At 73.5% G+C, this 23,405-nt stretch carries 17 protein-coding genes; 10 read left to right on the top strand and 7 right to left on the bottom strand.

Translation table 11 applies throughout. From position 1 onward, the window contains the following. The first annotated feature begins 37 nt into the window (after positions 1 to 37). From ACYQ1L_RS13355 to ACYQ1L_RS13345, 3 genes are read left to right on the top strand one after another with little or no spacing between them, the layout of a single operon-like run. Positions 38 to 811: a YflT domain-containing protein gene (locus ACYQ1L_RS13355; protein WP_460004576.1), complete on the top strand. Its 774-nt coding sequence runs from the start codon at positions 38 to 40 to the stop codon at positions 809 to 811. Next, positions 808 to 1,521 (top strand): alpha/beta hydrolase family protein, encoded by a 714-nt coding sequence (locus ACYQ1L_RS13350; RefSeq protein WP_460004575.1) that lies wholly within the window; start codon positions 808 to 810, stop codon positions 1,519 to 1,521. Before ACYQ1L_RS13355 ends, ACYQ1L_RS13350 begins: the two co-directional genes overlap by 4 nt. Then, positions 1,518 to 2,696, top strand: coding sequence for a MalY/PatB family protein (locus tag ACYQ1L_RS13345; RefSeq protein ID WP_460004574.1), 1,179 nt, complete (start codon positions 1,518 to 1,520; stop codon positions 2,694 to 2,696). The genes ACYQ1L_RS13350 and ACYQ1L_RS13345 overlap by 4 nt, the downstream gene beginning before the upstream one ends. Positions 2,697 to 2,857: 161 nt before the next feature. On the opposite strand, the gene ACYQ1L_RS13340 is transcribed toward ACYQ1L_RS13345, so the two are convergent. Beyond that, positions 2,858 to 4,288, bottom strand: coding sequence for an aminopeptidase P family protein (locus tag ACYQ1L_RS13340; protein ID WP_460004573.1), 1,431 nt, complete (start codon positions 4,286 to 4,288; stop codon positions 2,858 to 2,860). 105 nt (positions 4,289 to 4,393) lie between these two features. After that, on the bottom strand, positions 4,394 to 5,905 hold the full coding sequence (locus ACYQ1L_RS13335; protein ID WP_460004572.1) for a S8 family peptidase: 1,512 nt from the start codon (positions 5,903 to 5,905) through the stop codon (positions 4,394 to 4,396). A gap of 173 nt (positions 5,906 to 6,078) precedes the next feature. On the opposite strand from ACYQ1L_RS13335, the gene ACYQ1L_RS13330 reads away from it, so the two are divergent. Continuing rightward, on the top strand, positions 6,079 to 6,474 hold the full coding sequence (locus ACYQ1L_RS13330) for a DUF3054 domain-containing protein (protein ID WP_460004571.1): 396 nt from the start codon (positions 6,079 to 6,081) through the stop codon (positions 6,472 to 6,474). A 100-nt stretch (positions 6,475 to 6,574) separates the two neighbouring features. Here ACYQ1L_RS13330 and ACYQ1L_RS13325 read toward each other — a convergent pair whose 3' ends face one another. Continuing rightward, positions 6,575 to 7,609: an endonuclease/exonuclease/phosphatase family protein gene (locus tag ACYQ1L_RS13325; protein WP_460004570.1), complete on the bottom strand. Its 1,035-nt coding sequence runs from the start codon at positions 7,607 to 7,609 to the stop codon at positions 6,575 to 6,577. A gap of 130 nt (positions 7,610 to 7,739) precedes the next feature. Between ACYQ1L_RS13325 and ACYQ1L_RS13320 the strand changes: the two genes are divergently transcribed. Beyond that, the gene (locus ACYQ1L_RS13320; protein WP_460004569.1) at positions 7,740 to 8,624 is read left to right on the top strand and encodes a PHP domain-containing protein; all 885 of its coding nucleotides are present in this window, start codon (positions 7,740 to 7,742) and stop codon (positions 8,622 to 8,624) included. Between the two features lie 162 nt (positions 8,625 to 8,786). Here ACYQ1L_RS13320 and ACYQ1L_RS13315 read toward each other — a convergent pair whose 3' ends face one another. Then, positions 8,787 to 10,307: a DEAD/DEAH box helicase gene (locus ACYQ1L_RS13315; RefSeq protein WP_460004568.1), complete on the bottom strand. Its 1,521-nt coding sequence runs from the start codon at positions 10,305 to 10,307 to the stop codon at positions 8,787 to 8,789. Positions 10,308 to 10,506: 199 nt separating this feature from the next. On the opposite strand from ACYQ1L_RS13315, the gene ACYQ1L_RS13310 reads away from it, so the two are divergent. Then, entirely contained in the window at positions 10,507 to 11,220 is a 714-nt protein-coding gene (locus tag ACYQ1L_RS13310; RefSeq protein ID WP_460004567.1) for a ferritin-like fold-containing protein, read from the top strand. A gap of 18 nt (positions 11,221 to 11,238) precedes the next feature. Here ACYQ1L_RS13310 and ACYQ1L_RS13305 read toward each other — a convergent pair whose 3' ends face one another. Both ACYQ1L_RS13305 and ACYQ1L_RS13300 read right to left on the bottom strand, forming a co-directional pair. Beyond that, positions 11,239 to 11,526 carry a hypothetical protein gene (locus ACYQ1L_RS13305; protein ID WP_460004566.1) on the bottom strand — a complete coding sequence of 96 codons (288 nt, stop codon included), beginning with the start codon at positions 11,524 to 11,526 and terminating at the stop codon, positions 11,239 to 11,241. Positions 11,527 to 11,542: 16 nt separating this feature from the next. Next, entirely contained in the window at positions 11,543 to 11,767 is a 225-nt protein-coding gene (locus ACYQ1L_RS13300) for a DUF3107 domain-containing protein (RefSeq protein WP_159575509.1), read from the bottom strand. 178 nt (positions 11,768 to 11,945) lie between these two features. On the opposite strand from ACYQ1L_RS13300, the gene ACYQ1L_RS13295 reads away from it, so the two are divergent. After that, the gene (locus tag ACYQ1L_RS13295; protein WP_460004565.1) at positions 11,946 to 15,188 is read left to right on the top strand and encodes an ATP-dependent helicase; all 3,243 of its coding nucleotides are present in this window, start codon (positions 11,946 to 11,948) and stop codon (positions 15,186 to 15,188) included. Beyond that, positions 15,185 to 18,727 carry an ATP-dependent DNA helicase gene (locus ACYQ1L_RS13290; protein WP_460004564.1) on the top strand — a complete coding sequence of 1,181 codons (3,543 nt, stop codon included), beginning with the start codon at positions 15,185 to 15,187 and terminating at the stop codon, positions 18,725 to 18,727. The genes ACYQ1L_RS13295 and ACYQ1L_RS13290 overlap by 4 nt, the downstream gene beginning before the upstream one ends. Here ACYQ1L_RS13290 and ACYQ1L_RS13285 read toward each other — a convergent pair. Continuing rightward, positions 18,673 to 20,112: a phosphotransferase gene (locus tag ACYQ1L_RS13285; RefSeq protein WP_460004563.1), complete on the bottom strand. Its 1,440-nt coding sequence runs from the start codon at positions 20,110 to 20,112 to the stop codon at positions 18,673 to 18,675. The genes ACYQ1L_RS13290 and ACYQ1L_RS13285 overlap by 55 nt on opposite strands. A 68-nt stretch (positions 20,113 to 20,180) precedes the next feature. Between ACYQ1L_RS13285 and nudC the strand changes: the two genes are divergently transcribed. After that, positions 20,181 to 21,137: an NAD(+) diphosphatase gene (nudC, locus tag ACYQ1L_RS13280; protein WP_460004562.1), complete on the top strand. Its 957-nt coding sequence runs from the start codon at positions 20,181 to 20,183 to the stop codon at positions 21,135 to 21,137. Next, positions 21,134 to 22,861, top strand: coding sequence for an ATP-dependent helicase (locus ACYQ1L_RS13275; RefSeq protein WP_460004561.1), 1,728 nt, complete (start codon positions 21,134 to 21,136; stop codon positions 22,859 to 22,861). Before nudC ends, ACYQ1L_RS13275 begins: the two co-directional genes overlap by 4 nt. Positions 22,862 to 23,405 lie beyond the last annotated feature (544 nt).

The raw sequence follows: 23,405 nt of genomic DNA, 5'->3' as shown, positions 1-23,405 counted from the left end.
CTGCGGACTCGGAGCGCCCGCGTGGGACAATGGTCGGATGAGCATGCTGAACGCGTCGGGTCCCGCGGGCGAGATCGGGGAGACGGTCGCCACGGTGACCGAGTACGAGGCTGCGCAGAAGCTCGTCTCGCAGCTGATCTCGGGGGAGATCCCCGCACGCGCGATCGCGATCGTCGGCGTCGGCGTGCAGACGGTCGAGCGCGTCACCGGGCGGCTGGGCTACGCGAACGCAGCACGCTCCGGCGCTGTCAACGGCCTGCTCATCGGCCTGTTCCTGTCGGCGATCTTCGTGCTGGGCAACCCCGCCGTCCCCATGCAGGCCTTCATCGGGATCCTGTTCGTGGGCGTCGCGATCGGCATGATCCTCAGCCTCATCACGTACTCGATCGTGCGCCGCCGCCGTGATTACGCGAGCGTGATGCAGCTGCGGGCCGACCACTACGACGTGACGGTCCTCCCGGCGTCGGTCGGCAAGGCGCGCCAGGTGCTCGGCCGTTCGGTGACCCCGATCCCGCGCCCGGCTTCCGCCGCCGCTGAGCCCCCTCGCTACGGCGAGCGCATCGAGGAGCCGCCGCGCTATGGCGAGCGCGTGATCCCGGAGCGTCCGCCGATGCCGCCGATGCCGCCCGCGGCGCAGGTGCCCGTCGAGGAGACGACGCCGCCTGCCGTTCCCGCGGAGGAGGCGGCGCCCGCAGCGGCCCCGGACGCCCGCGGCGCGGACGAGCCGACTCTGGAAGCTCCGGCCGACCCCGCCGAGGGCGAGAAGCCGGCCGACGGCGAGCACCCGGCGGGCGACGGCTCGTCCCGATGACCGGCGCGGTCGAGGAGCGGTTCCGGGTTCCGGTGCCGCTGCCCGCTGGATCCGTCGAGGTGTCCGCCGCTTACGGCGTCCCGTCCGCCGGGTCGTCGTCGGACCGCGCTCCGACCGTCGTCATCGCGCACGGCGCCGGCGCCGGCATGGACCACCCGTTCCTGCTCGGGTTCGCTGCGGCGCTGCAGGACGCCGGGCTGCGGACGCTGCGCTTCACCTTCCCGTACCTCGAGGCCGGGCGCCGGATGCCCGGCCCGGCCGCGCATGCCATGCTGACCTGGCGGGCGGTGGTCGCCGCGGCACGGGAGCGCGGGAGCGGATCCGTGTACGCCTGCGGCAAGTCCTACGGCGGGCGGATGGCGTCGATGGCCGCGGCGGAGGAGCCGGGGCTCGACGTCGAAGGGCTCGCCTACCTCGGCTACCCGCTGCACCCGCCGGGCCGGCCGGACAAGCCCCGCGTCGAGCACCTGCCCGCGGTGCGGCAGCATCAGCTGTTCGTGGAGGGCACGAACGACCCGTTCATCCAGCCGCTCGCGCAGCTCGAGGAGGCCGTCGCGTCGTGCCGGCACGCGACCATCGCATGGATCGAGGGCGCCGGCCACTCGTTCGAGGTGAAGGGGCTCAAGCGCTCGCCGGCGGCCGTCGGAGCGGCGCTGGCGCCGGTCGTGAGCGAGTTCGTGAGGGAGCGAGAGGCAGGAGCAGGCGCATGAGCACCGCGGAGGAGCTGGACGCGATCGGGATCGACCGGCTGCGGGTGGCCGGCAGCGTGAAGTGGTCGGTGTTCCCCGAGGCGATCGGCGCATTCGTCGCCGAGATGGACTTCCCGCCTGCGCCCGCGGTCGCCGACGCGGTGAAGGAGGCGGTCGACCGGGGCCTGACCGGCTACCTGCCGACCGCGGTGCGCGAGCGCATGGCGGAGGCCGTGGCGCGCTGGCAGCGGGACCGCTACGGCTGGGACGTGGCCGCGGAGCGGATCCGCCCGGTGCCGGACGTGCTGACCGCGCTGCGCGCCACGATCGACTTCTTCACCGCCCCCGGCTCGAAGATCGTGCTGCCGACGCCGGCGTACATGCCGTTCCTGACCATCCCGGCCATGCACGACCGCGAGATCATCGAGGTGCCGATGCTCGTCGAGGACGGCCGCCACGTCTACGACCTGGGCGGCATCGACCGCGCGCTCGCCGACGGCGGCGATCTGCTGATCCTGTGCAACCCGTACAACCCGCTCGGCCGCGTGTTCGAGCGCGCCGAACTCGAGGCGGTGGCCGCCGTGGTCGAACGGCACGGCGCGCGGGTGTTCTCGGACGAGATCCACGCGCCCCTGGTGTTCGCGCCGCACCGACACGTGCCCTATGCGAGCATCAGCCCCGCGACCGCGGCGCACACGATCACCGCGGCCAGCGCGTCCAAGGCGTGGAACCTGCCCGGGCTCAAGGCCGCCCAGGTGATCCTGACGAACGACGCCGATGCGCAGACGTGGGCGCGCCCCGAAGTCGCCTGGGCGGAGCACGGTACCGCGAACCTCGGCGTCGTCGCCACGACCGCGGCGTTCGACGACGGGCGCGAGTGGCTCGCCGAGACCCTCGACTACCTCGACGGGAACCGCCGGCTGCTCGGCGAGCTCCTCTCCGAGCACATCCCGGCGATGGGCTACCGCGCCCCGGAGGGGACGTACATCGCCTGGATGGACGCGCGCGACCTCGGCATCGACGGATCGCCCGCCGAGTTCTTCCGCGAAAGCGCCGGCGTCGCCATGACGGACGGGATCGCCTGCGGTGCGGCGGGGGAGGGCTTCTTGCGCTTCATCCTCGCCACCCCGCGCCCGATCATCGAGCAGGCGGTCCAGCAGATGGCCGCGGCGCTCCGCGAGCACGTCGCAGGCTGACCGCGAGCGCGCCGGTTGAGGGCGTCGTGGATCGACGCGAGAACAGGCGCTCACGCGAGAACAAGCAGTCCGGATCCGGATCCGCCTGATCTCGCGTGTTCGCCTGACCTCGCGTGTTCACCTGAGCGTGTCTTCGGCGCCCCCTTCAGAGCGCCGGACGGTCAGGACGCGGAGCCCTGCACGCGAGCGATCCAGGCCTCGACCTCGGCCGAGGTGCGCGGGATCCCCGCCGAAAGGTTCACCGGGCCGTCCGCCGTCATGAGGATGTCGTCCTCGATGCGCACGCCGATGCCGCGGTACTCCTCGGGCACCGTGACGTCGTCGATCTGGAAGTACAGGCCGGGCTCGATGGTGAACACCATGCCCTCCCGGATCAGTCCGTCGTAGTACATCTCGCGGCGCGCCTGGGCGCAGTCGTGCACGTCGATGCCGAGGTGGTGGCTGGTGCCGTGCACCATGTAGCGGCGGTGCTGCCCGCCGTTGTCTGCGTCCAGCGCCTCCTCCGCGGTGACGGGGAGCAGACCCCACTCGGCGGTGCGGCGGGCGATCACGTCCATCGCCGCCGCGTGCACCTCGCGGAACGGCACGCCGATCTTCGCCGCGGCGAAGGCGGCGTCGGCGGCCTCCACGACCGTGTCGTAGATGCGGCGCTGCACGTCGGTGAACGTGCCGCTCACCGGCAGGGTGCGCGTGATGTCGGCGGTGTACAGGCTGTCGGCCTCCGCGCCCGCATCGATGAGGATGAGATCCCCCGGCAGCACCGCGCCGTCGTTGCGGGTCCAGTGCAGGTAGCAGGCGTGCGGGCCGGACGCGGCGATGGTGTCGTAGCCCTCCCAGTTGCCGTCGCTGCGGGCACGCTGGTGGAACACGCCCTCGACGATGCGCTCGCCGCGGGGGTGCGCGATCGCACGGGGCAGGTCGCGGATGATGTCGTCGAATCCGTTCGCGGTGATCTCCACGGCGCGGCGCATCTCGGCGATCTCGAAGTCGTCCTTGACCAGGCGCAGCTCGGAGACGAACCGGGTGAGGTCGGCGTCCTGGTCGACGACGAGGTCGTGGTCGCCGGCGGCGAAGTCGTCGAGGTGCGCCGTGGCGAGCCCGAGGTCGGCGGCGACGCCGGCGAGCGCCGGGCGGGGTCCGATCCAGAACTCGCCGATCGTCGCGTCGGAGTAGAACTCGCTCGTGGTGCGGTCGGCGCGCTCGCGGAAGTACAGCGTGACGTCGTGGCCGTCGGCCGTGGGCTCGAAGACGAGCAGCGAGTCGGGCTCGGCGTCGGCGGCCCAGCCGGTGAGGTGCGCGAACGCCGAGTGCGCGCGGAACGGGTAGTCCGTGTCGTTGCTGCGCTGCTTGAGGGATCCGGCGGGGATCACCAGGCGCTTGCCGGGGAACGCCGCGGACACCGCGGCCCGGCGGGCGGCGGCATAGGCGGCCTGTGCGCGCGGCGCGGGAAGGGTCTCCGGGCGCTCGGCCCAGCCGGTGGAGATCGTGTCGAGGAAACCCTGCGGGAAGGGCTGGCGGCGGTTGGCGGAGGTCGAGGGGGTCGCGGTGGCGGCGTCGCCCTGCTGCTCGATCGTGTCGTGCTCGGAGGTCATGGATCCATCCTCTCACCGCGCGATGAAGCCCGGATCCGCTCTCGCACGGGGAGGGGCCCGGCCCGCCGGGATCGGCGGACCGGGCCCCTCCGGCGCCACGTCAGCTCACTGCACGGCCTTGAGCGCGTTCACGATGCCGTGGCCGTAGTAGCTGTTCAGCTCCGGCGTGCCGACGCACGCGGGCGCCGGGATGCCCGGCACGACCTGCGGCGCCGAGCACGGCGTCGGGGTCGCATCGTCCTCGAGCTTCTGCACCAGTTGGGCCGGTGTCAGCTCGGGGTGCGCCGACTTCATCAGCGCGAGCACGCCGGCGACGTGCGGGGACGCCATCGAGGTGCCGCTCTTGAGCCCGTACTTGCCGCCCGGGATCGTGGACAGGATCCGGGATCCGGGGGCCGCGACGTCGATCTCGCCGAGACCGCGATTGGAGAAGTAGGACAGGTCGCCGGTCTGGCGGATCGAAGAGACCGTCACGACTCCGGGGACCTGCGCCGGGATGTCCTTGCAGCCGGCGTTGATCGTGCGCGGGGTCGGGGTCGCCGCGTCGTCCGGGCTGCCCAGGTCCTCGGTGTTCACCGTCAGATCGAGGTGCGAGTTGCCGGCCGCGGCCGCGCTCACCACGCCCTTCTCGGACGACCAGTTCACGGCGCGGGCGACCGCCTCGCGGACCGCGGCCTGATCGGGCTGATCGTCGCACCAGAACTCGAACGGATCGACGTAGTAGCTGTTGTTGGTCACGTCCATCCCGCGCTGCGCTGCCCACATGAAGCCGCAGACCGCGTACTCCGGGTAGATGAAGCCGTCGTCGTTCACGACCTTGACCGAGGCCAGCCGCACGTTCGGGGCGACGCCGACCACGCCGACGCCGTTGCGCACGCCGGCGATCGTGCCGGCCACGTGGGTGCCGTGATCGGAGGTGGTCGGGTACCAGCCGCCCTCGCTCTGGTCCGGACGGCCGCCTGCCGTGCAGTTCACCGAGTCGGCGACGTCGATGTTCGCCTGCAGATCAGGGTGGGTCGGGTCGATGCCCGAGTCGAGCACGCCGACGAGCACGTTGCGGCTGCCGTCGGTGACCTGGTGCGCCTGATCCGCCTGGATCATCGTCATGTCCCACTGCTGGCCCTCGAGCGCGTCGGATCCGGTCGCGGGCACCGGCTCGGTGGGCTCGTCGCCGTTCACGGGCTTATTCTTGCCGTGGTTCCAGCCCGAGGAGCCGGGGCCCCAGGGCGCCTGCGGACCGGTGACCTTGTCCTTCACCTCGACCGTTCGGGTCGCGCCGACCGATGCCACGACATTGCGGCCCTTGGCCTTCACGGTGTCGCGGAACGCGGCCCGGTCGGATTGCGCGATCACGACGCCGATCTCGGGCCAGCTCTGCACGACGACGCCGCCGGCGTCGGCCACGGCCTTCTCGGCCTTGCGGGTCTGACCGGGGTTCGCCTGACCGGTGTTGACGACGTAGCTCATCACGGTGCCGTCCGGCGGAGTGATCGGCACCGGCGTGGAGGGTTCGTTCGTCGCTGCGGTGGCGCTGACCGATCCCGCCAGCACCAGGCCCATCGCTGCGACGGTGCAGGCGATGGTGCGGAACGGGCGCGGGGATTTCGACGTCCTCATCATGAGGGTCCTCTCGTGGGGGTGGATGCCGGTTCGGCGACCGGCGCGGGCGGATGGCCCTGCCATCGTTTCTAGCGGGCGTTCCCAGCCATTTCAACGGTTGCTGATAGGCCGCTCTCAGGGTAGGGGCAGGCGTGACGCGGCACCCCAGGTTCGGCGTCTAGCGTGGAGGCATGACCGATTCCGCATCCGTCCGCCGCCGTGTCCTCTCCTGGCCGTGGCCGCTGGGCATCGACGCGCTGCTCGTGGTGATCTTCGCTGCGATCGGGCGGGCGAGCCACGAGCACTCCCTGGGCGCCCTCGGCGTGCTGGAGACGGCGTGGCCGTTCCTCGTGGGGCTCGTTGCGGGCTGGGCGCTGCTGCGGGCGTGGAAGGCGCCGACCGCACCGCTGCGCACCGGGGCGCTCCTCGTCGTGGTCACGGTCGCCCTGGGAATGGTCCTGCGCGTCGTCAGCGGCGGTACGACCGCGGTCGCCTTCATCGTCGTCGCCACGGTCACGCTGCTCGTGTTCCTCGTCGGCTGGCGCGGGATCGCGGTGCTGGTGGCGCGCCTGCGCGCTCGCCGCTGAGCCTGCGCTCGCAGCTGAGGCGGGGCGCCCGCTGTTGAGCGGCGCTCCCTCGCGCCCGCCCGTGCCAGCGCCCGCGCCCGCGCCTGCGTCCGCGTGGGAACTACCGAGCCACGCGCTCCAGCTGCGCGATGAGGGCACGATGATCGCTTCCCTCGGGATCCGCCGGCAGCACGGCGGCACCCGAGGGTCGCCACTGCTCGGTCGCCATGACGTGGTCGATCGGCGCACCGAGGAGCGCGGGCACGGACGTCGGCCACGTGCCGACGGCGCCGGACCCCGTGCGCGACGCGGCGTCGCGGCAGGCGCCGAGATCTCCGCCGGCGGTGCCCAGCGCCGCCACGTGGTCGAGCGTGGCGTTGAAGTCGCCGGCGAGGATGACGTTCTTCCCGGCGGGGCACTGGTCGGCGACCCAGCGCAGATCCTGCGTCCAGCCGTCCATCTCGTCCTGGCGCGGGGCGACGGTGTGCACGGCGACGACGATCGGCCCGTCGCCGCTCACCGGCATGACCACCGCGCTGGGCACGGAGGACGTATTGCTCGTCCCGTCCGCGGACGACGGGATCACGGAGTAGTCGCCGAGGGCGGGCGAGATGAGCACGGTCGTCTGCCAGGAGTCGGGGCCCTGGGTCACCTCGGGCCGGTACTGCACGTGGTGCACCCACATCGGATGCCCGGCGTCGCGCAGCTTCAGGGCGATGTCCTCGCCCACCGTCTCGGTGGTCTCCGGCAGTGCGACGATGTCCGCCTGCTGTGCGACGACGGTCCGCGCGATCTCGTCGGCGGAGACGGCCTCTCCGGCCGTGTTCCAGGCGAGCACCCGCACGCTCGACGCGGTCTTCTCCGGCAGGGCGTCTGCGGTGTCGATCCCGCGCAGGGCGAGCACGGCCGCCGAGGCGCCGCCGCCGAGCAGGGCGACGATCGCGATCGAGGCGGCGAAGCCGCGCAGCGGCCGGGCCAGCATCAGCAGCAGGGCGAGTACGAGGATCCCGGCGAACGCGAGCACGAGCACGGCCCGGGAGGCGACGACCTGCGTGAGCGGGAAGGTCCGCTCGAGGTGGAAGAACTGCGGCCAGGTCACGATCGCGGTAGCGATCGCGAAGAGGACGGTGAGCAGGATCCCGATCAGTCGAAGCATCGTCCTCGAGCCTAGGCGAGCCGATCTGTGAGCCGTCTGGTCCGCACCGCCGGATCCGCCGTGCGCATCCGCTGCAGCATCGCGCACGACGGCGACGGCCGGACGTCGGCAGGATCGCTACGCTCGGAGGATGACCGATGCCGATCCCACGCCGCGACCCGCCCTGTTCGCAGGCCCGATCGATCTGCATCTGCATTCGAACCGCTCCGACGGCACCGAGGACCCCGCCGTCCTCGTGGGCCGCGCCGCGGAGCACGGACTGGGCACGATCGCGCTCACCGATCACGACACCACGGCCGGCTGGGCCGAGACCGCGGGGGCCGCGGCGGAACACGGGATGACCTTCATCCCCGGGATGGAGCTGTCCTCGAAGGACGGCTGGCGCAGCGTGCACGTGCTCGCGTACCTGTTCGACCCGGAGGATCCGGATCTCGTGGCGGAGACCGCACGGATCCGCGACGACAGGATCGGCCGGGCGGAGCGGATCGCGCGGAACATCGCCCGCGACTACCCGCTGCGCTGGGAGGACGTGCTGGCGCAGACCGACCCGGATGCCACGGTGGGGCGCCCGCACATCGCGGACGCTCTGGTGGCACGGGGGATCGTGCGCGATCGGGGAGAGGCGTTCGACGGGATCCTGCATCCGCGCGAGGGCTACTACGAGGGGCACTACGCACCGGACCCGCTCACCGCGATCGAACTGATCACCGCGGCCGGCGGGGTGGCCGTGATCGCGCACCCCGCGGGCCGGGAGCGGATGTCCGACACCACGCTGCGACGCCTCATCGACGCGGGCCTCGGCGGCCTGGAGATCGACCATCGCGAGAACACGCCGGAGGGGCGGGCCTGGCTGCACCGGATCGCGGCCGAGCACGACCTCATCATCACCGGATCCAGCGACTACCACGGCGCGGGCAAGCCCAACGTGCCGGGGGAGAACACCACCACCCCGGCGATGCTGCAGCGCATCATCGACCGCGGGTCGGGCTCAGCCCCGGTGTACCCGGTCGGCTGAGCCGCAGCGGTCGGGCGCCCCGCGCTCGACGCCCGGCGCCCGGCGCCCGGCGCCCGGCGCTCGGTGCCGAGACCCCCTCCAGTCGCCGAAACCCCCACGCAGATCGCTCTCTGCGTGGGGGTCTCGGTGCTCAGTGGGGTCTCGGCGTGGCCGGGAGCGCGCTCAGGCCCCGGTCTGCGGGGCGCTGCCCGCGGCGGCACCGCCGGACGGGCGGCGACGACGGCGCCGACGCTGCGGGGCGGGCTTGCCGTCGTGGTGCTCGGGGCCCTGGCCGTCGTGCGTGCCGGAGCCCTCGGCGCCGCGGTCGGCGTCACCGGCCGGCGCGTCCTTGGATGCCCGACCCTCGGCGCCCTCGGCGAACGTGGATCCCACGCCCTCCGCGGCCCGACGGCGACGCCGGCGACGGCGGGTGGTGCCCTCGCTCGTGCCCTCGGCGGCGGCCTCGGTGGCCCGCTGCGGCTCGCGCTGCTTGCGCGCCGGCTTCTCCGACACGGGCGCGGTGACGAGGCGGCCCTTCGTGCCGGCGGGGATGTTGAGATCCTCGTACAGGTGCGGGCTGGACGAGTAGGTCTCGATCGGCTCCGGCTGGCCGAACTCGAGGGCGCGGTTGATCAGGGCCCACTTGTGCAGGTCCTCCCAGTCCACGAACGTGACCGCGATGCCGGTGCGCCCGGCGCGGCCGGTGCGGCCGGCGCGGTGCAGGTACGTCTTGTCTTCGTCCGGGATGGTGTGGTTGATCACGTGGGTGACGTCGTCCACGTCGATGCCGCGGGCGGCGACGTCGGTCGCGACGAGAACGTCCTTCTTGCCGGCCTTGAACGCGGCCATCGAGCGCTCGCGCTGATCCTGGCCCATGTCGCCGTGCACGCCGCCGACGTTGAAGCCGCGGTCGCTGAGCTCGTCGACGAGGCGCTGGGCGGCGCGCTTGGTGCGCGTGAAGATGACGGTCTTGCCGCGGCCTTCGGCCTGCAGGATGCGCGCGATGACCTCGTCCTTGTCGAGCGAGTGCGCGCGGTAGACGAGGTGGCGGATGTTCGCCTGGGTGAGGCCCTCGTCGGGGTCGTTCGCGCGGATGTGGATCGGGTTCGACATGAACCGCCGGGCGAGGGCGACGATCGGGCCCGGCATGGTCGCCGAGAACAGCTGGGTGTGCCGCACCGCCGGCACCTTCTGGAAGATCTTCTCGATGTCGGCGAGGAAGCCGAGGTCGAGCATCTTGTCGGCCTCGTCGAGCACCACCTCGGTGGCGTGCGAGAGATCGAGCAGACGCTGGTTGGCGAGGTCGATGAGGCGTCCGGGGGTGCCGACCACGATCTGCGCGCCCGCCTTGAGCTGCTCGATCTGGCCCTCGTATGCCTTGCCGCCGTAGATCGCCACGACGCTCGTCGAGCGTCCAGAGGTGAGCAGGTCGATGTCCTCGTAGACCTGCACCGCCAGCTCGCGCGTCGGCACCACGATGAGCGCCTTGACACCCGGCTCCGGGTCGAGGCCGAGGCGCTGTACGACCGGGATGCCGAAGCCGAAGGTCTTGCCGGTGCCCGTCTTCGCCTGGCCGATGATGTCCTGGCCGGGAAGGCCCAGCGGGATGGTCTGCTCCTGGATGGGGAACGCGTCCACGATGCCCTTGGCCGCGAGCGCGTCCACGATGTCCTGATCGATGCCGAGATCGGCGAAGGAAGTCACAGTCTTTGATTGCCTGTCCGGCGGGCCTTGCGAGCGCGGCGCCGCCTGGTTGATGGGGTCCACGCCGAATCCGTATGCACAGGCGCGGGGCTCCGATCCGTCGCCGGAGCGGGATCCAGCCTACCCGAGCGACCCGGATCCGCCGGAGCGCCGATCTCGGATCCCGGTCCGGATCCCGCCGCTCCACTAGGCTGGCCGCGTGGTGAGGTGGTTCTGGCAGCGCGACAAGTCGCCCCGACGCACCCTCGTGCTGCGCTCCCGGGGCGAAGCGGGCGATGCGACGCGCGTGGACTTCGCCGAGCTCGCACCGGAGCTCAACACCTTCCTCGGCCAGGCCGCCTATCTCCAGCTGGGCTACTTCGAGACGCTGACCCGGCTCATCCGCGCGACGAGCGATCTGTCGGAGAAGGAGATCCTCTCCCGCGCCGCGGGCGCCGCGCTCGCCAAGCATCGCGGGATCGTCGACCTCATCACCGCGCACGGCGACGACCCGACCGAGGTGATGCTGCCGTTCCGCGAGCAGCTGGACGCCTTCCGCCGCAAGACCCTGGGGCCGCGCGTCGCCGAGACGATGCTCGCGGTGTACCTCACCGCCGGCATGCTCGACGACTTCTACGTCGCGCTGGCCTCCAGCTACGGCGAGACCGGCGCGAAGGTCGCGAAGATCCTGTCCGAGGCCGACGACCGCGGCGAGATCATCGGGATCATCGCCGCCACGATCGCGAGCGACGAGCAGTGGCGCTCCCTGCTGTCGATGTGGGGACGGCGTCTCGTCGGCGACACGATCCTGGTGGCGCGCGCGGCGCTGCGTCCGCACCTGCCGGGGGCGGAGGACGACAAGCTCGAGCCGGTGTTCACCGAGCTCATGGCCGCGCACGCCCGGCGCATGGACGCGATGGGCCTCGCCTCCTAACCGAACGGCTTTTCCGGCTCAGATGCCGAGGGCGGCGCGGCGCGCGGAGTCCTGGCGCACCCGCACACGGGTGACGACCACGCCCGCCGCGGCCGAGATGACGACCGCTCCGCCGAGGGCGATCAGCCAGAGCCAGACGCTGGACTCCGCGAGACCCGCCCACTGCCCGAGCGTGTAGGCGGCAGCGGCGACCGCGGTCGCGATCGCGGGGACGAGGGCGACGCCGCGCACCGGGCGATGCGGGAGCGCGAAGTGCACGATCACCCCCAGTGCGCAGGCGGCGATGAGCGCGAGCAGGATGTACATGCCGCGGCCTCTGGTGTCAGGCCACGAAGCCGACGCGACGGGACTCCTCGGTCCCGAGCTCGACGTAGCCGAGGTTCGCGGTCGGAACGATGTAGGAGTTGCCCTTGGTGTCGGAGAGGGACACGTGGCTCGCACCCTGATCCAGGGCGCCGGCGATCTGCGTCCGCACCTCGTCGGCGGACGCCGACGTCTCGAAGCTGAGCTCGCGGCCGGTGTTGATGATGCCGATGCGGATCTCCACGGAATGCTCCTTGAAAGTCATGCTCTGCGAAAGCGGGGTGTCCGGTCACTCTATCGCGGGCCCGGCGGGCCGGGATCGCACGTGGGGCGGTGTTCGCCGAGGGCGATTCGCAGCGGCCAGCGCGGCGACGTGCCTCGGCGCCGGGACCGATGTCCGCCGCGGCCGATAGCGTGGAAGCATGCTCGACGCCCCCGCCCCGACCCCTGCGCAGGCGGCCGTGATCGACGCACCGGTCACTGCCGTCGGCACGGTGATCGGCGGCCCGGGCACCGGCAAGACGCACACGCTCGTGGAGCGCACCGCCGCCCTGCTCGGGGGCGGGCTCGCGCCCGAGCAGCTGCTCGCGCTCACGCCCAGCCGTCAGGCCGCCACCGCCCTGCGCGACCAGATCGGCGTGCGCGTCCGCGTCGCCACACCGGGCCCCCTCGCGCGCTCGATCGGCTCATTCGCGTTCCAGCTCGTCCGCGGCACGATGGTGCACGCCGGACTCGAGCCGCCGGCGCTGCTGACCGGCGCCGACCAGGACCGGATCATCGCCGACCTGCTCGACGGCGACGCCGAGGACGAGCGCGAGGGGATGCCCAGCCGCTGGCCGGAGCACCTCGGCTCCACCGTGCGCTCGTCGCGGGCGTTCCGGTCGGAGCTGCGCGCCTTCCTCGCCGAATGCACCGAGCTCGGCGTGACCCCCGGTGAACTTGAGGCGTCGGAGCGTCCGGCGTGGCGGGCGGTGGGATCCTTCGCCCGGTCGTACCGGCGGGTGCTGGACCGCGCCCGCTCGGCGCACCGCGACGCCGCCGACCTGCTCGCCGAGGCCGCGACGATCCTGCGCACCGCCGAGCCGGAGATGCTCGGGGCGCTCAGCCGGCTGGCCGTGGTGCTCATCGACGACGCGCAGGAGCTGACCGCGGGCGGCGTGGCCCTGGTCGCCGCGCTCCGCGCCCGCGGCATCGCGGTGCTGGCGTTCGGGGATCCGGACATCTCGTCCGGCGCGTTCCGCGGCGCGGGCCCCGAGCTGTTCGCCGACGTGGTGCGGCTGCTCGGCGACGTGCACGTGCTGGACGAGCCGCACCGCCAGGATCCGCCGCTGACCGCGCTCACCCGCACCGTGGTGCAGACCATCGGCGCCTCGGGCCGGGTCGAGCACCGGCGCGCGCCGGAGCTCGACGCTCCGGCGGATCCGGATGCCGTGCAGGCGTTCGTGGCCCCGTCGCCGCATGAGGAGCACGACGTCATCGCGCGCACTCTCCGGGAATGGCACCTCCTGCACGGCGTCCCGTGGGAGCGCATGGCCGTGATCGCGCACGACACCCGGCAGGTCGCCGCGCTCGAGGCGGAGCTGGCGGCCCGGGAGGTGCCCACGCGAGCCGCCGGCGTGCAGCGCCCGCTCGGCAGCGAGCCCGTGGTGCGCGACATCGTGGGCATCGTGCGGCTCGCGCTCACCGAGCCGGCGGAACGGGATCCGCAGCTGCTCGCCGACGCGCTGCGCACGCCGTTCGGCGGGCTCGACGGGGTGGGCCTGCGCCGGCTGCGCGCCCGGCTGCGCCACCTCGAACTGGAAGCCGGCGGATCGGCTCCCGCCCGGCTGCTGCTGCGGGACGGCATCGCCGAGCCGGCGCAGCTCGCCCGGGTCGACACCGCCGAGGCCCGCACCGCCGACCGGTTCGGCACCATGCTCCGCGAGGTGCGCGAGGCGTGGCTGCGAGGCGAGACCATCCACGAGCTGCTCTGGCGGGTGTGGGACGCCTCGCGCGCCCCGGACGGACGCCGTCTCGCCGTCGCCTGGCAGGAGATCGCCGAGGCATCAGGACCGGGTGGTGCCAGGGCGACCGGGACGGAGACCGCCCGCGCGCTGGACGCCCTGGTGGCGCTCTTCGACGCGGCCAAGCGCTCGGTCGAGCGCGCGCCGGAGAAGGGGCCGGAGGCGTTCATCCATGACATCCTCGACAGCGAGGTCCCCGAGGATTCGCTGTCCGCCCCGGAGCGGCCGGGCACCGTCACCCTGATGACGCCGGCGACCGCGCTCGGCACGGAGTTCGACGCCGTCGTGATCGCGGGCGTGCAGGACGGCGTCTGGCCGAACGTGCGCCTCCGCGGCGGCCTGCTGGAGACCTGGCGCCTCGGCGAGGCGGTGGCTGCGGCGCGATCCGGCGAGCCCGAGCACGTGCACTCCACGCTCGACCGGCGCCGCGCCGCGCTGCACGACGAGCTGCGCCTGTTCGTGCGGGCGATCTCGCGTGCGCGTCACCGGCTGCTGGTCACGGCCGTGGACGACGACGACCAGGGCCCCAGCGCGTTCTTCGGGTTCCTGCCGGATCCGCTGCCCGTCGACGAGCGTCACGCGCATCCGCTCACCCTGCGCGGCCTGGTGGCCCGGCACCGCCGGGTGCTGACCACGTCGGCGGATCCCGCGGCGCGGGCGGAGGCCGCCGGGCAGCTGCACCTGCTCGCCGAGGCCGAGGTGCCCGGGGCGGATCCGGACGGCTGGTTCGGCGTGCGCCCTCCCTCCGACGACCGCCCTCTGCGCGACCTCGAGACCGGATCCGTGCCGGTGTCGCCGTCGCGCCTGGAGGCGTTCGAGGAGTGCGGGGTGAACTGGGCGGTCGCCGCGCTCGGCGGCGACACGGTCGCGCCGCCCTCGGCGGGCATCGGCACGATCGTGCACGCCGCGATGGAGCTCGTGCCCGACGGCGACCTCGAGGAGATGCGCCGCATCCTCGACGAGCGCTGGGGCGAGCTCGACTTCGAGACCCCGTGGATCGACGCCAAGGAGCGGCGCCGTGCGGATCTGTACCTGCAGCGCCTGCACGGCTACCTCGCCGAGGTGCGCCGGCAGGGCGGACGCGTGGTCGCCGCGGAGGGCGGCTTCCGGTTCGCCGTCGATCTCGGGCCGGAGCCCGCGGCGCATCCGATCGACCCGGAGAATCCCGCGCGGCAGGCGGTCGTGAGCGGATACATCGACCGGGTCGAGGCGTACCCGGCCGGCTCCGGGGAGCACGAGGCCGCGCGGGGCCGCACCTGGAACGCGATGACGGCCGCCGCGGAGGGGGAGCGCGTGGTCGTGGTCGACCTGAAGACGGGCAAGTACGAGCCCGAGACCGAGGCGAAGGTGGTGGAGCACGCGCAGCTGGCCGCCTATCAGCTCGCCGTCGAGCAGGGGCAGGTGCCCGGCGCGGACCCCGCGGCGCTCGCCGGGGCCCGGCTCGTGCTCGTCGCGCAGACGATCGGGCAGAGCCCCTACCGCGTGGCGCACCAGCACCGCCTGGGCGACGAGGCGCGCGCCGCGTTCCTGGAACGGGTGGCCGAGGCGGGGCGCGGCATGGCCGCCTCGAGCTTCACCGCCCAGGTGGAGGCGCACTGCGCCGACACCCAGGTGCGGATCAGCCCTTGCCGGATCCACTCCATCCCGGCGGTGAGCGCATGAGCGTCACGACCGACGTGGCTCCGGCGGACGTCGCGAGCGGGGGCGCCTGGGTGGGCGGCCACGGGATCGCCGCGACCGACATCGCAACGTCCCTCGGCCTGCCCACCCCGACCGAGGCGCAGCAGCGCGTCATCGAGGCGCCGCCAGGGCCGGCCCTCGTGGTCGCCGGTGCTGGCAGCGGCAAGACCGAGACCATGTCCGGACGCGTCGTCTGGCTCGTCGCCAACGGCTTCGTCGAGCGCGACGAGATCCTCGGCCTCACCTTCACCCGCAAGGCCGCCGGGGAGCTCGCCGAGCGGATCTCGCTCCGCCTCGACCGCATCGACGAGTACGGCCGGCGCGGCCTGCTGCCGCACCTGCCGGAGATCGTGCGCAGCGGCGCCCTGGAGCGGATCGGCACGGCAGGATCCGCCGCGCAGCGGGCGGCGGTGCAGCGCGAGGTGCTGGACGGCCTCGCAGAGCGGTACGGGACGGGCTGGGATCCGACGGCTCCGCGAGACGCCGCGGACCTGATCATCCGCCCGCGGGTGTCGACGTACAACGCGTTCGCGGACGGCATCGTGCGCGAGCACGCCGCCCACATCGGCCGCGATCCGGACGCCGCCATGCTCAGCCAGTCGGCGTCCTGGCTCGTCGCCCGTGCCGTGGTGCTGCGGGCGGAGATCCCGGGGCTGGAGGAGGTCGACCGCTCGGTGAACGGCGTGATCGACGCCGTGCAGCGGCTCGCCGGCGACGTGCTGGACCACCGCGTCGACCTCGATGCGATGGTGCGCATCGCGGTGCGGCAGGCCGACGAGTTCGAGCCCTACCGCGGCAACGCCGACGTGGCGAAGGCGGTGGAGAACCTCCGCGCGATGCCGATCCTCGCGGACCTCGTGCGCGAGTACATCGCCGAGAAGTCGCGCCGTGGCGTGCTCGACTTCGCGGACCAGGTCGGCGGTGCCTTCGACATCGTGCAGGCGTCGCCCGAGGTCCGCGCAGAGCTGCGCGCCCAGCACCGGGTCGTGCTGCTCGACGAGTACCAGGACACCTCCGTGATCCAGACCCGGTTCCTCGCCGCGCTGTTCCGCGACGGCGCCGTGATGGCGGTGGGGGATCCGCATCAGTCCATCTACGGCTGGCGCGGCGCCAGCGCCGACAACCTCTACGCGTTCGGGCGCACGTTCGCCGAGGAGCAGACGGCGCGCACCTACAGCCTGATGACGAGCTGGCGCAACGACGAGCGCATCCTCGACGTCGCGAACCGGGTGCTGCAGCCGCTGCAGCGGCCCGGGCTGGACGTGCCCGCGCTCGAGCCGCGGCCGGGATCGGGGCGGGGATCGGTGCAGGTGCGCTACGCCGAGACCGTCGACGACGAGGCCGCGGAGGTCGCCGCGTGGTTCGCGGAACGCCGTGCGGCGCACGACGAGCAGACGGCGGGGCGCCCGCACACCGGCGCGATTCTGTTCCGGTCCAAGCGGCACATGCAGACGTTCGCCGGGGCGCTCGCCGCCCGGGGGATCCCGCATCGGATCCTGGGCCTCGGCGGATTGCTCGCGACCCCCGAGGTGGTGGACGTGGTGTCCGCCCTGCGGGTGATCCACGACCCCACCGCCGGGTCGGCGCTGATCCGGCTGCTGGTCGGGCCGCGGTTCGCGGTCGGCGTGGCCGACATGGCCGCCCTGTACGACCTCGCCCGTGAGCTCGCCGTGCGGGACGGGGCGCTCGCCCCGCTCACCGACGAGCTGAAGCAGCGCCTGCGCTCCTCCCGCGGAGCCGATGAGGCGGTCTCGATCGTCGACGCGGTCGACTTCATCCGGACCGCGCGGGACGATTACCGGCTGCTCGCGGGCATCAGCCCCACCGGTCGGGCGCGCCTGCGCGAAGCGGGGGAGATGCTGGAGCGGCTGCGGCGCGCTGCCGGACAGCCGATCCTCGAGCTCATCCGCACGATCGAGACCGAGCTGCGTCTGGACATCGAGCTCGCGGTGAACGAGACCCGCGGCCCCGCCCGCGTCGCCGCGACGCAGCTGCGCGCATTCGGCGACGAGGTGCGCGCGTTCCTCACCGCGGACGACCGAGGCACGATCTCCAGCCTGCTGGCGTGGCTCGACAAGGCGGAGATGACGGACGAGCTGATGCCGCGCACCGAGCCGCCCGAGCCCGGCGTGGTGCAGCTGCTCACGATCCACGGTTCGAAGGGGCTGGAGTGGGACGCGGTCGCCGTGGTGCGGCTCGTCGAGGACGAGCTGCCGGGCCGGATCGCCGACGCCCAGGGCTGGTTCGGGTTCGGCGTGGTGCCCTTCGCGCTGCGCGGGGACAGCGACGCCCTGCCGCGGTTCCGCTGGGATCCGGAGGCGGCGAAGGACGCGGCAGGAGAGGACCCGCGCAAGCGCGAGAAGGCCGCCCTGGACTCGCTGGCGGCGGGCATCACGAAGGCGTATCCGCACGGTGGCGCGCTGCGGCGGTTCAAGGACGAGTATCGCGAGTACCAGCGCGCCGAGGAGCGCCGCCTCGCCTACGTCGCGGTGACCCGCGCCCGCACCGACCTGCTGCTGACCGGTTCGCACTGGTCGGGGCAGAAGAACATGCGCAAGCCCAGTCCCTACCTACTCGAGGCGATCGACGAGCTCGGGCTCGACCCGGTGCCCGCGCCGGCGAGCGAGGACAACCCCTACGAGGGCACGGCGCGCACGAGCGTGTGGCCGATGGATCCGCTCGGCGGGCGCCGTGCCCGGGTGGCGGCGGCGGCCGACGAGGTGCGGCGCGCGATGGCGGATCCGCGGCCCGCCGAGCCCACCGAGGAACTCGCGCGCCTGCTCGCCGAGCGTGCGGCCCGGCAGCGCGGGACGGTCGCCGACGCCCCCACGCGCGTGCCCGCGTCGCGGTTCAAGGACTACGTCGCCGACTACCGCGGCACGATCCGCACGCTCACCCGGCCGATGCCGGAGCGCCCCTACCGGCAGACGCGCCTGGGCACGCTGTTCCACGCCTGGGTGGAGCACCGCTCCGGATCCGTCGGTGTGGGCACCTCGCTCGACGATGCGCTCTGGGACCGCGATGACGACCTCGCCGTGCCGGAGGGCCCCGGCGCGGCGGTTTCCGCCGGCGACGGCTCGGCGGCGGATGAGATCGCGCGCGCCGACGCCGAGGACCTCGCGCGCCTGCGGGAGATCTTCGAGCGCAGCGAGTGGGCCCCGCTCAAGCCGATCGCCGTGGAGACCGAGATCGACTTCGCCCTGCCGGTCGGGGAGGGCGAGCCCGCGCGCATCGTCATCTGCAAGCTGGACGCCGTGTACCGTCGCGAGGATCGCGGCGGCCGGATCGAGATCGTGGACTGGAAGACCGGCCGCCCGCCGGCGAGCGCGGCCGAGCGCGAGGAGCGCATGCTGCAGCTCGCGCTGTACCGGCTCGCCTACCACCGCCGGTACGGGGTGCCGCTCGACGAGATCGACGTGGCGCTGTTCTACGTCGCCGACGATCTCGTGCTGCGGGGCGAAACCGTCTACTCGGAGGAGGCGCTGGTCCAGCGCTGGAACGCGGCCCGCGCCGCGCGGTGAGCATCGGCGACGTCGGCCTCTGAGCCCGCGATCCCGCCCTCGCTCGGCAGCAGCGTGCCCGGGCGCGCCGGGCGGTCGTCGTCCTCGGCACCGGTTCCCGGCTTCCCGTCGTCCGGCGCCGCGGGGTCGCGCAGGTCGCTGAGGTCCTGCGTGGCGTTCGGATCCAGGTCCTCGAGGGCTCCGGTCGCGGTGAGGTCCTGCGCGTGCGGCGCGTCGTCCCCGGTGCCAGGGTCCTGCGCCGGCGCGTCCTCGCCGGGCGCGTCGGCCGTCGACGCGGTCTGCGCGGTCCCGCCTCGCGGGCCGAACGCGGACGTGTCGTCCATGGCGATGCCCGCGAACTCGCTGGCGTCGTAGGTGTCGGTCCGCATGGAGGTGTCGACGCGGTTCGCGCCGGTCGCCGGCACCCGCTCCAGCGCGGACATCGCCTCATCCACGCCCGCTCCGGCACTCGCGCGCGGTGCGAGGTCGTCGTGGATGCCGTCGGCCAGCGCGTCCAGCAGCTGGGCCGCGTCGTCGACGATGTCGGAGCGGTGGGTGTCGTGGCCGTGCAGCAGCCACCGCGCGAGCTCGAGCTCGGCGAGCAGGCGGGCGCGGATCCCCAGGCCGGCGTCGGGAGCGCGCAGCGTGGCGGAGGCGTAGGCGTCCAGCACGTCGTCGCGGGCCTCCGCCGCCATCGTGAGCCATGCAAGGTCGACGGCGGGGTCGCCGATCGACAGCCCGTGCCAGCCCAGCACGCCGGTCACCCGGGGGCCGCGCTCGTCGTCGTCGGCGAACAGGAACGACTCCGCGTGAGCGCCGCCGAGCGTGACCGCCGACTCGAAGCGCCACAGCTCGTCCGCCTCCACGGCCTCACGCCAGCGCACGGTGAGCCGCGCCGACACGCGTCCGGTCGCCGCCGCGCGATCGATGAGCACGCGCACGTCGTCGCGCGCTTCCGCCGGAGTCCGCTCGGCGAGCCCGGCTCCGCGCACCACGGAGGCGGGCAGCGCGTGCACCCCGGCGATCGCCTTACCGATCGCGACCGCCGCGCCGGGTCCGGGCGGGATGTCGGCGGCGTCGATCTGGAAGCCCGGCAGCAGCGTGGTGACCAGGGCTCGGGCGTCGCCCACGCGGCCGTCCCCGAGGTGCTGCGGCGCGTCGAAGCGCAGCATCGAGCGGGCCCCGGGGGTCAGCGCGCGCAGCGCCAGGCTCTCCTTCGCGAGCTCGGCCGCGGTGTCGTCGTCGCTCGAGGCGCGGATCGCGACCTCCGTGCCGTCGGCGAGGGTGGCCACGGCCGAGTCGAAGCGGGCGTCGCCGTCCGATGACAGGGCGCGGGCGCCGACGACATCGGCTCCGGGCACCGCCGCCGTGACCGCCGCGGCTAGAGTGAAGGGTGAGCGAGCCATGTCACCAGGGTAGGTCGAGCCTCGTCCGCACAGGGCCCGCCACGCCTGCGAGAAGGGGAGTCGAGACCGTGCCGGAGACCGTTCCCGAACCACTCGCCGATGACGTCGCCGTGCTCGACACGGCCGTGCTCGACGGGGTCGTGCCGGAGGGCGCATCCCTCGACAGGGCCGGCGAATGGCGCGACGACCCCGATGCGATCCCGCGGCTCCGCGCCGATCCGCGCACCGGCGTGCTGGTCGTCCGCGAGCGCCGCGTGCCGCTCGGCGACGACGGCCTCATCCTCGTCCCCGCGGGCGATCCCGTGCTGGCGCGCACCCGGGAGTGGGCGCTGCTGGGGCGACGCCCCGACGGATCCGGGCTCCTGCTCGCGCTGCAGGATCCGGATGACGACACCGATGCCGACGGCTCCTGGGCGGCGCAGTGGAGCGACTTGCGCGAGGCGCTCCCCGTGGTCGACGCCGGCGACGGCGAGCTCGTGGTCGCCGCGATCGCCCTGGCCGGATGGTTGCGCGACGCCGGGTTCTGCCCGACCTGCGGGCACGCGGCGGAGTTGCGTCAGAGCGGATGGTCGCGGCACTGCCCCTCCTGCGGTCGCGAGCACTTCCCGCGCACCGACCCCGCGGTCATCGTCGCCGTGCAGAGCGCGGATGGCGAGCGGCTGCTGCTCGGCGCGAACGCGCAGTGGAAGGGGCGCTTCTACTCCTGCTTCGCCGGATTCGTGGAGGCGGGGGAGTCGCTGGAGACCACGGTGCACCGGGAGCTGTTCGAGGAGTCCGGGGTCCGCGTGCGCGACGTGCGCTACTTCTCCTCGCAGCCGTGGCCGTTCCCGCGATCGCTCATGGTGGGATTCCACGCCACCGCGATCGACGAGCGGACGGCCCGCGGCGACGGCGACGAGATCATCGATGTGCGCTGGCTGACGCGGGACGAGATCGGATCGGCACTCGCCGGATCCGGTCCCGTCGGGCTTCCCGGCGCGGCGTCGATCGCGCACCGTCTCATCGCCGACTGGTATCGGCGGTGAGTGCGCTCGACGGCCTCGACGAACGCCAGCGGGAGGCCGCGTCCGTGCTGCGCGGACCGGTCGCGGTGCTGGCGGGCGCGGGCACCGGTAAGACGCGGGTGATCACGCACCGCATCGCGCACGGGGTGGAGACCGGCGCGTACTCGCCGGCGCGCGTGATGGCGGTGACCTTCACCGCGAAGGCCGCGGGGGAGCTCCGCGGACGGCTGCGTGCGCTCGGCGTGCAGGGCGTCGCCGCACGGACGTTCCATGCCGCGGCGCTCGCCCAGCTCGGCTTCTTCTGGCCGCAGCTGGCCGGGGCGCCGGCGCCGGCGATCGTGGACAACAAGGTGCGCCTGCTGGCGCAGGCCGCGGACATGCTGCGGCTGCGCCCCGACACGGCGACCCTGCGGGATCTGGCCTCGGCGATCGAATGGCGCAAGGTCTCGATGCTCTCCATCGACGAGGTCGCCGCGCGCGGCCGCTCGATCGGGCGGTTCGACGCAGAGCAGGTCGCCGATCTGTCGCGCGCGTACGAGACCCTCAAGGACGACCGTCACCAGCTCGACTTCGAGGACGTGCTGCTCGCCTGCGCCGGCATGCTGGAGGCGGAGCCGCGCGTCGCCGCGGCGGTGCACGAGCAGTACCGGCACTTCACGGTCGACGAGTATCAGGACGTGTCCCCGCTGCAGCAGCGCCTTCTCGAGTTGTGGCTCGGCGACCGCGGGGATCTGTGCGTCGTGGGTGACGCGTCGCAGACCATCTACTCGTTCGCCGGCGCCGATCAGAACTACCTGCTCGACTTCGCCCGACGCCACGCCGACGCCACGGTCGTGCGGCTCGAGACCAACTACCGATCCGCGGGCAGCGTGCTCGATGTCGCCAACGCGCTCATGAAGGGGCGCCCGGGCGCGCTCGAGCTCGTCCCCGCGCCGGAGCGGCAGACGGCCGCATCCGAGGTGGCGGACGCCGCCGTCGTGGTGGCGTTCGACGACGACGCGGAGGAGGCCCGCGGCGTGGCGGCCGCGATCGCCGCGCGCATCGCGGCCGGCGTGCCGCCGGAGGATATCGCGGTGCTGTACCGCGCGCACTCCCAGTCAGCGATCCTGCTGCAGGCGCTCGCCGCGGCGGGCGTGGCGGCGACGGTTCTGGGTGGCAAGCGCTTCTTCGACCTGCCCGAGGTGCGCCAGGCGGTGCAGGCGCTGCGCGCGGCGGCGGTGGCGCCGCAGCAGCATTCCTTCCTGGCCGCGGTGCGCGACGTGCTGCGCGGTCTCGGCTTCAGCGACGATCCGCCCGAGGCGGGCGGCGCGCTGCGCGATGCCTGGGAGGCGCGCCGCGCCGTGCTGCGCCTCGCGGAGGACGCCCCGGCCGGCACCACGATGCGCGCGTTCGCCGACGATCTGTTCGCGCGCGCCAAGGACCAGCACGACCCGGTGCTGCGCACGGTGACGCTGTCCACCCTGCACGCGGCGAAGGGCCTGGAGTGGCCCGAGGTGTACCTCGTGGGCTGCTCGGAGGGGCTGCTGCCCATCTCGTACGCGACCGGGTTCGAGGCGATCGACGAGGAGCGCCGCCTCGCCTACGTCGGCCTCACGCGGGCCGCGCGAGCGCTGACCCTGACCTGGTCCCGCGATGTCGATCGGGCAGGGCGACGGCCGTCGCGCTTCCTTGCGGAGATCGGCAGAGGCAGTCTGCGTGAAATCCGGCCGTCTGAGATGATCGGACGCCGTCGCGACGGATCCTGATCCGCCGGCCGGACCCGCCCCGCTCGGCCTCCTCCTGTCCGGCGAGCAGATCCGCCACGGCGTCCGCGGCGGAGGCGATGACGCCGAGCGGCACCCGGCCGGGATCCCGCTCCAGCAGCTGCACGTGCAGGGCCGCCCAGGCCGGGTCCCGATCGCGGTCGTGCGAGTCGCGGCAGGACAGGCACGGCGTGCGCCCGGGCACGACCAGGGGTCCGATCGTGGCTCCGCCGGCGTCGAAGGAGAGGGCGAGGTGCGGCCGGTCCTCGGCGAGGAGGTGCGCGGCCTCACGCGCCGGCACCGCGCCGTGGCGCACGAGCAGGCTCACCGCGCCGGGAGAGTCGGTGAAGTCGACGCCGGCGTCGGCGAGCGCCTCCTCCAGCCGCAGCAGCGTGCGCGCGCCCACCGCAGGTGCCGCCGCGAGCGCCACCGCGAGGCGGGGCACGTCGTCGCGCAGCACGGGGCCGAGCAGCGCGCGGAGCCGCCGTGCGTCGGGAAGCGGCGCGCCGGCGCTGTGCGCGACGACCTCGAACGCGCGCTCGTCGAT

It is taken from the genome of Microbacterium xylanilyticum (assembly GCF_054654695.1).
This window is presented reverse-complemented; position numbering and strand designations above follow the sequence as displayed.

Coding starts and splice junctions, on each gene's coding strand:
- ACYQ1L_RS13285 (WP_460004563.1), bottom strand. CDS start 20,112: ATGGCTCGCTCACCCTTCACTCTAGCCGCGGCGGTCACGGCGGCGGTG.
- ACYQ1L_RS13290 (WP_460004564.1), top strand. CDS start 15,185: ATGAGCGTCACGACCGACGTGGCTCCGGCGGACGTCGCGAGCGGGGGC.
- ACYQ1L_RS13340 (WP_460004573.1), bottom strand. CDS start 4,288: ATGACCTCCGAGCACGACACGATCGAGCAGCAGGGCGACGCCGCCACC.
- ACYQ1L_RS13350 (WP_460004575.1), top strand. CDS start 808: ATGACCGGCGCGGTCGAGGAGCGGTTCCGGGTTCCGGTGCCGCTGCCC.
- ACYQ1L_RS13330 (WP_460004571.1), top strand. CDS start 6,079: ATGACCGATTCCGCATCCGTCCGCCGCCGTGTCCTCTCCTGGCCGTGG.
- ACYQ1L_RS13305 (WP_460004566.1), bottom strand. CDS start 11,526: ATGTACATCCTGCTCGCGCTCATCGCCGCCTGCGCACTGGGGGTGATC.
- ACYQ1L_RS13325 (WP_460004570.1), bottom strand. CDS start 7,609: ATGCTTCGACTGATCGGGATCCTGCTCACCGTCCTCTTCGCGATCGCT.
- ACYQ1L_RS13345 (WP_460004574.1), top strand. CDS start 1,518: ATGAGCACCGCGGAGGAGCTGGACGCGATCGGGATCGACCGGCTGCGG.
- ACYQ1L_RS13335 (WP_460004572.1), bottom strand. CDS start 5,905: ATGAGGACGTCGAAATCCCCGCGCCCGTTCCGCACCATCGCCTGCACC.
- ACYQ1L_RS13295 (WP_460004565.1), top strand. CDS start 11,946: ATGCTCGACGCCCCCGCCCCGACCCCTGCGCAGGCGGCCGTGATCGAC.
- ACYQ1L_RS13320 (WP_460004569.1), top strand. CDS start 7,740: ATGACCGATGCCGATCCCACGCCGCGACCCGCCCTGTTCGCAGGCCCG.
- ACYQ1L_RS13355 (WP_460004576.1), top strand. CDS start 38: ATGAGCATGCTGAACGCGTCGGGTCCCGCGGGCGAGATCGGGGAGACG.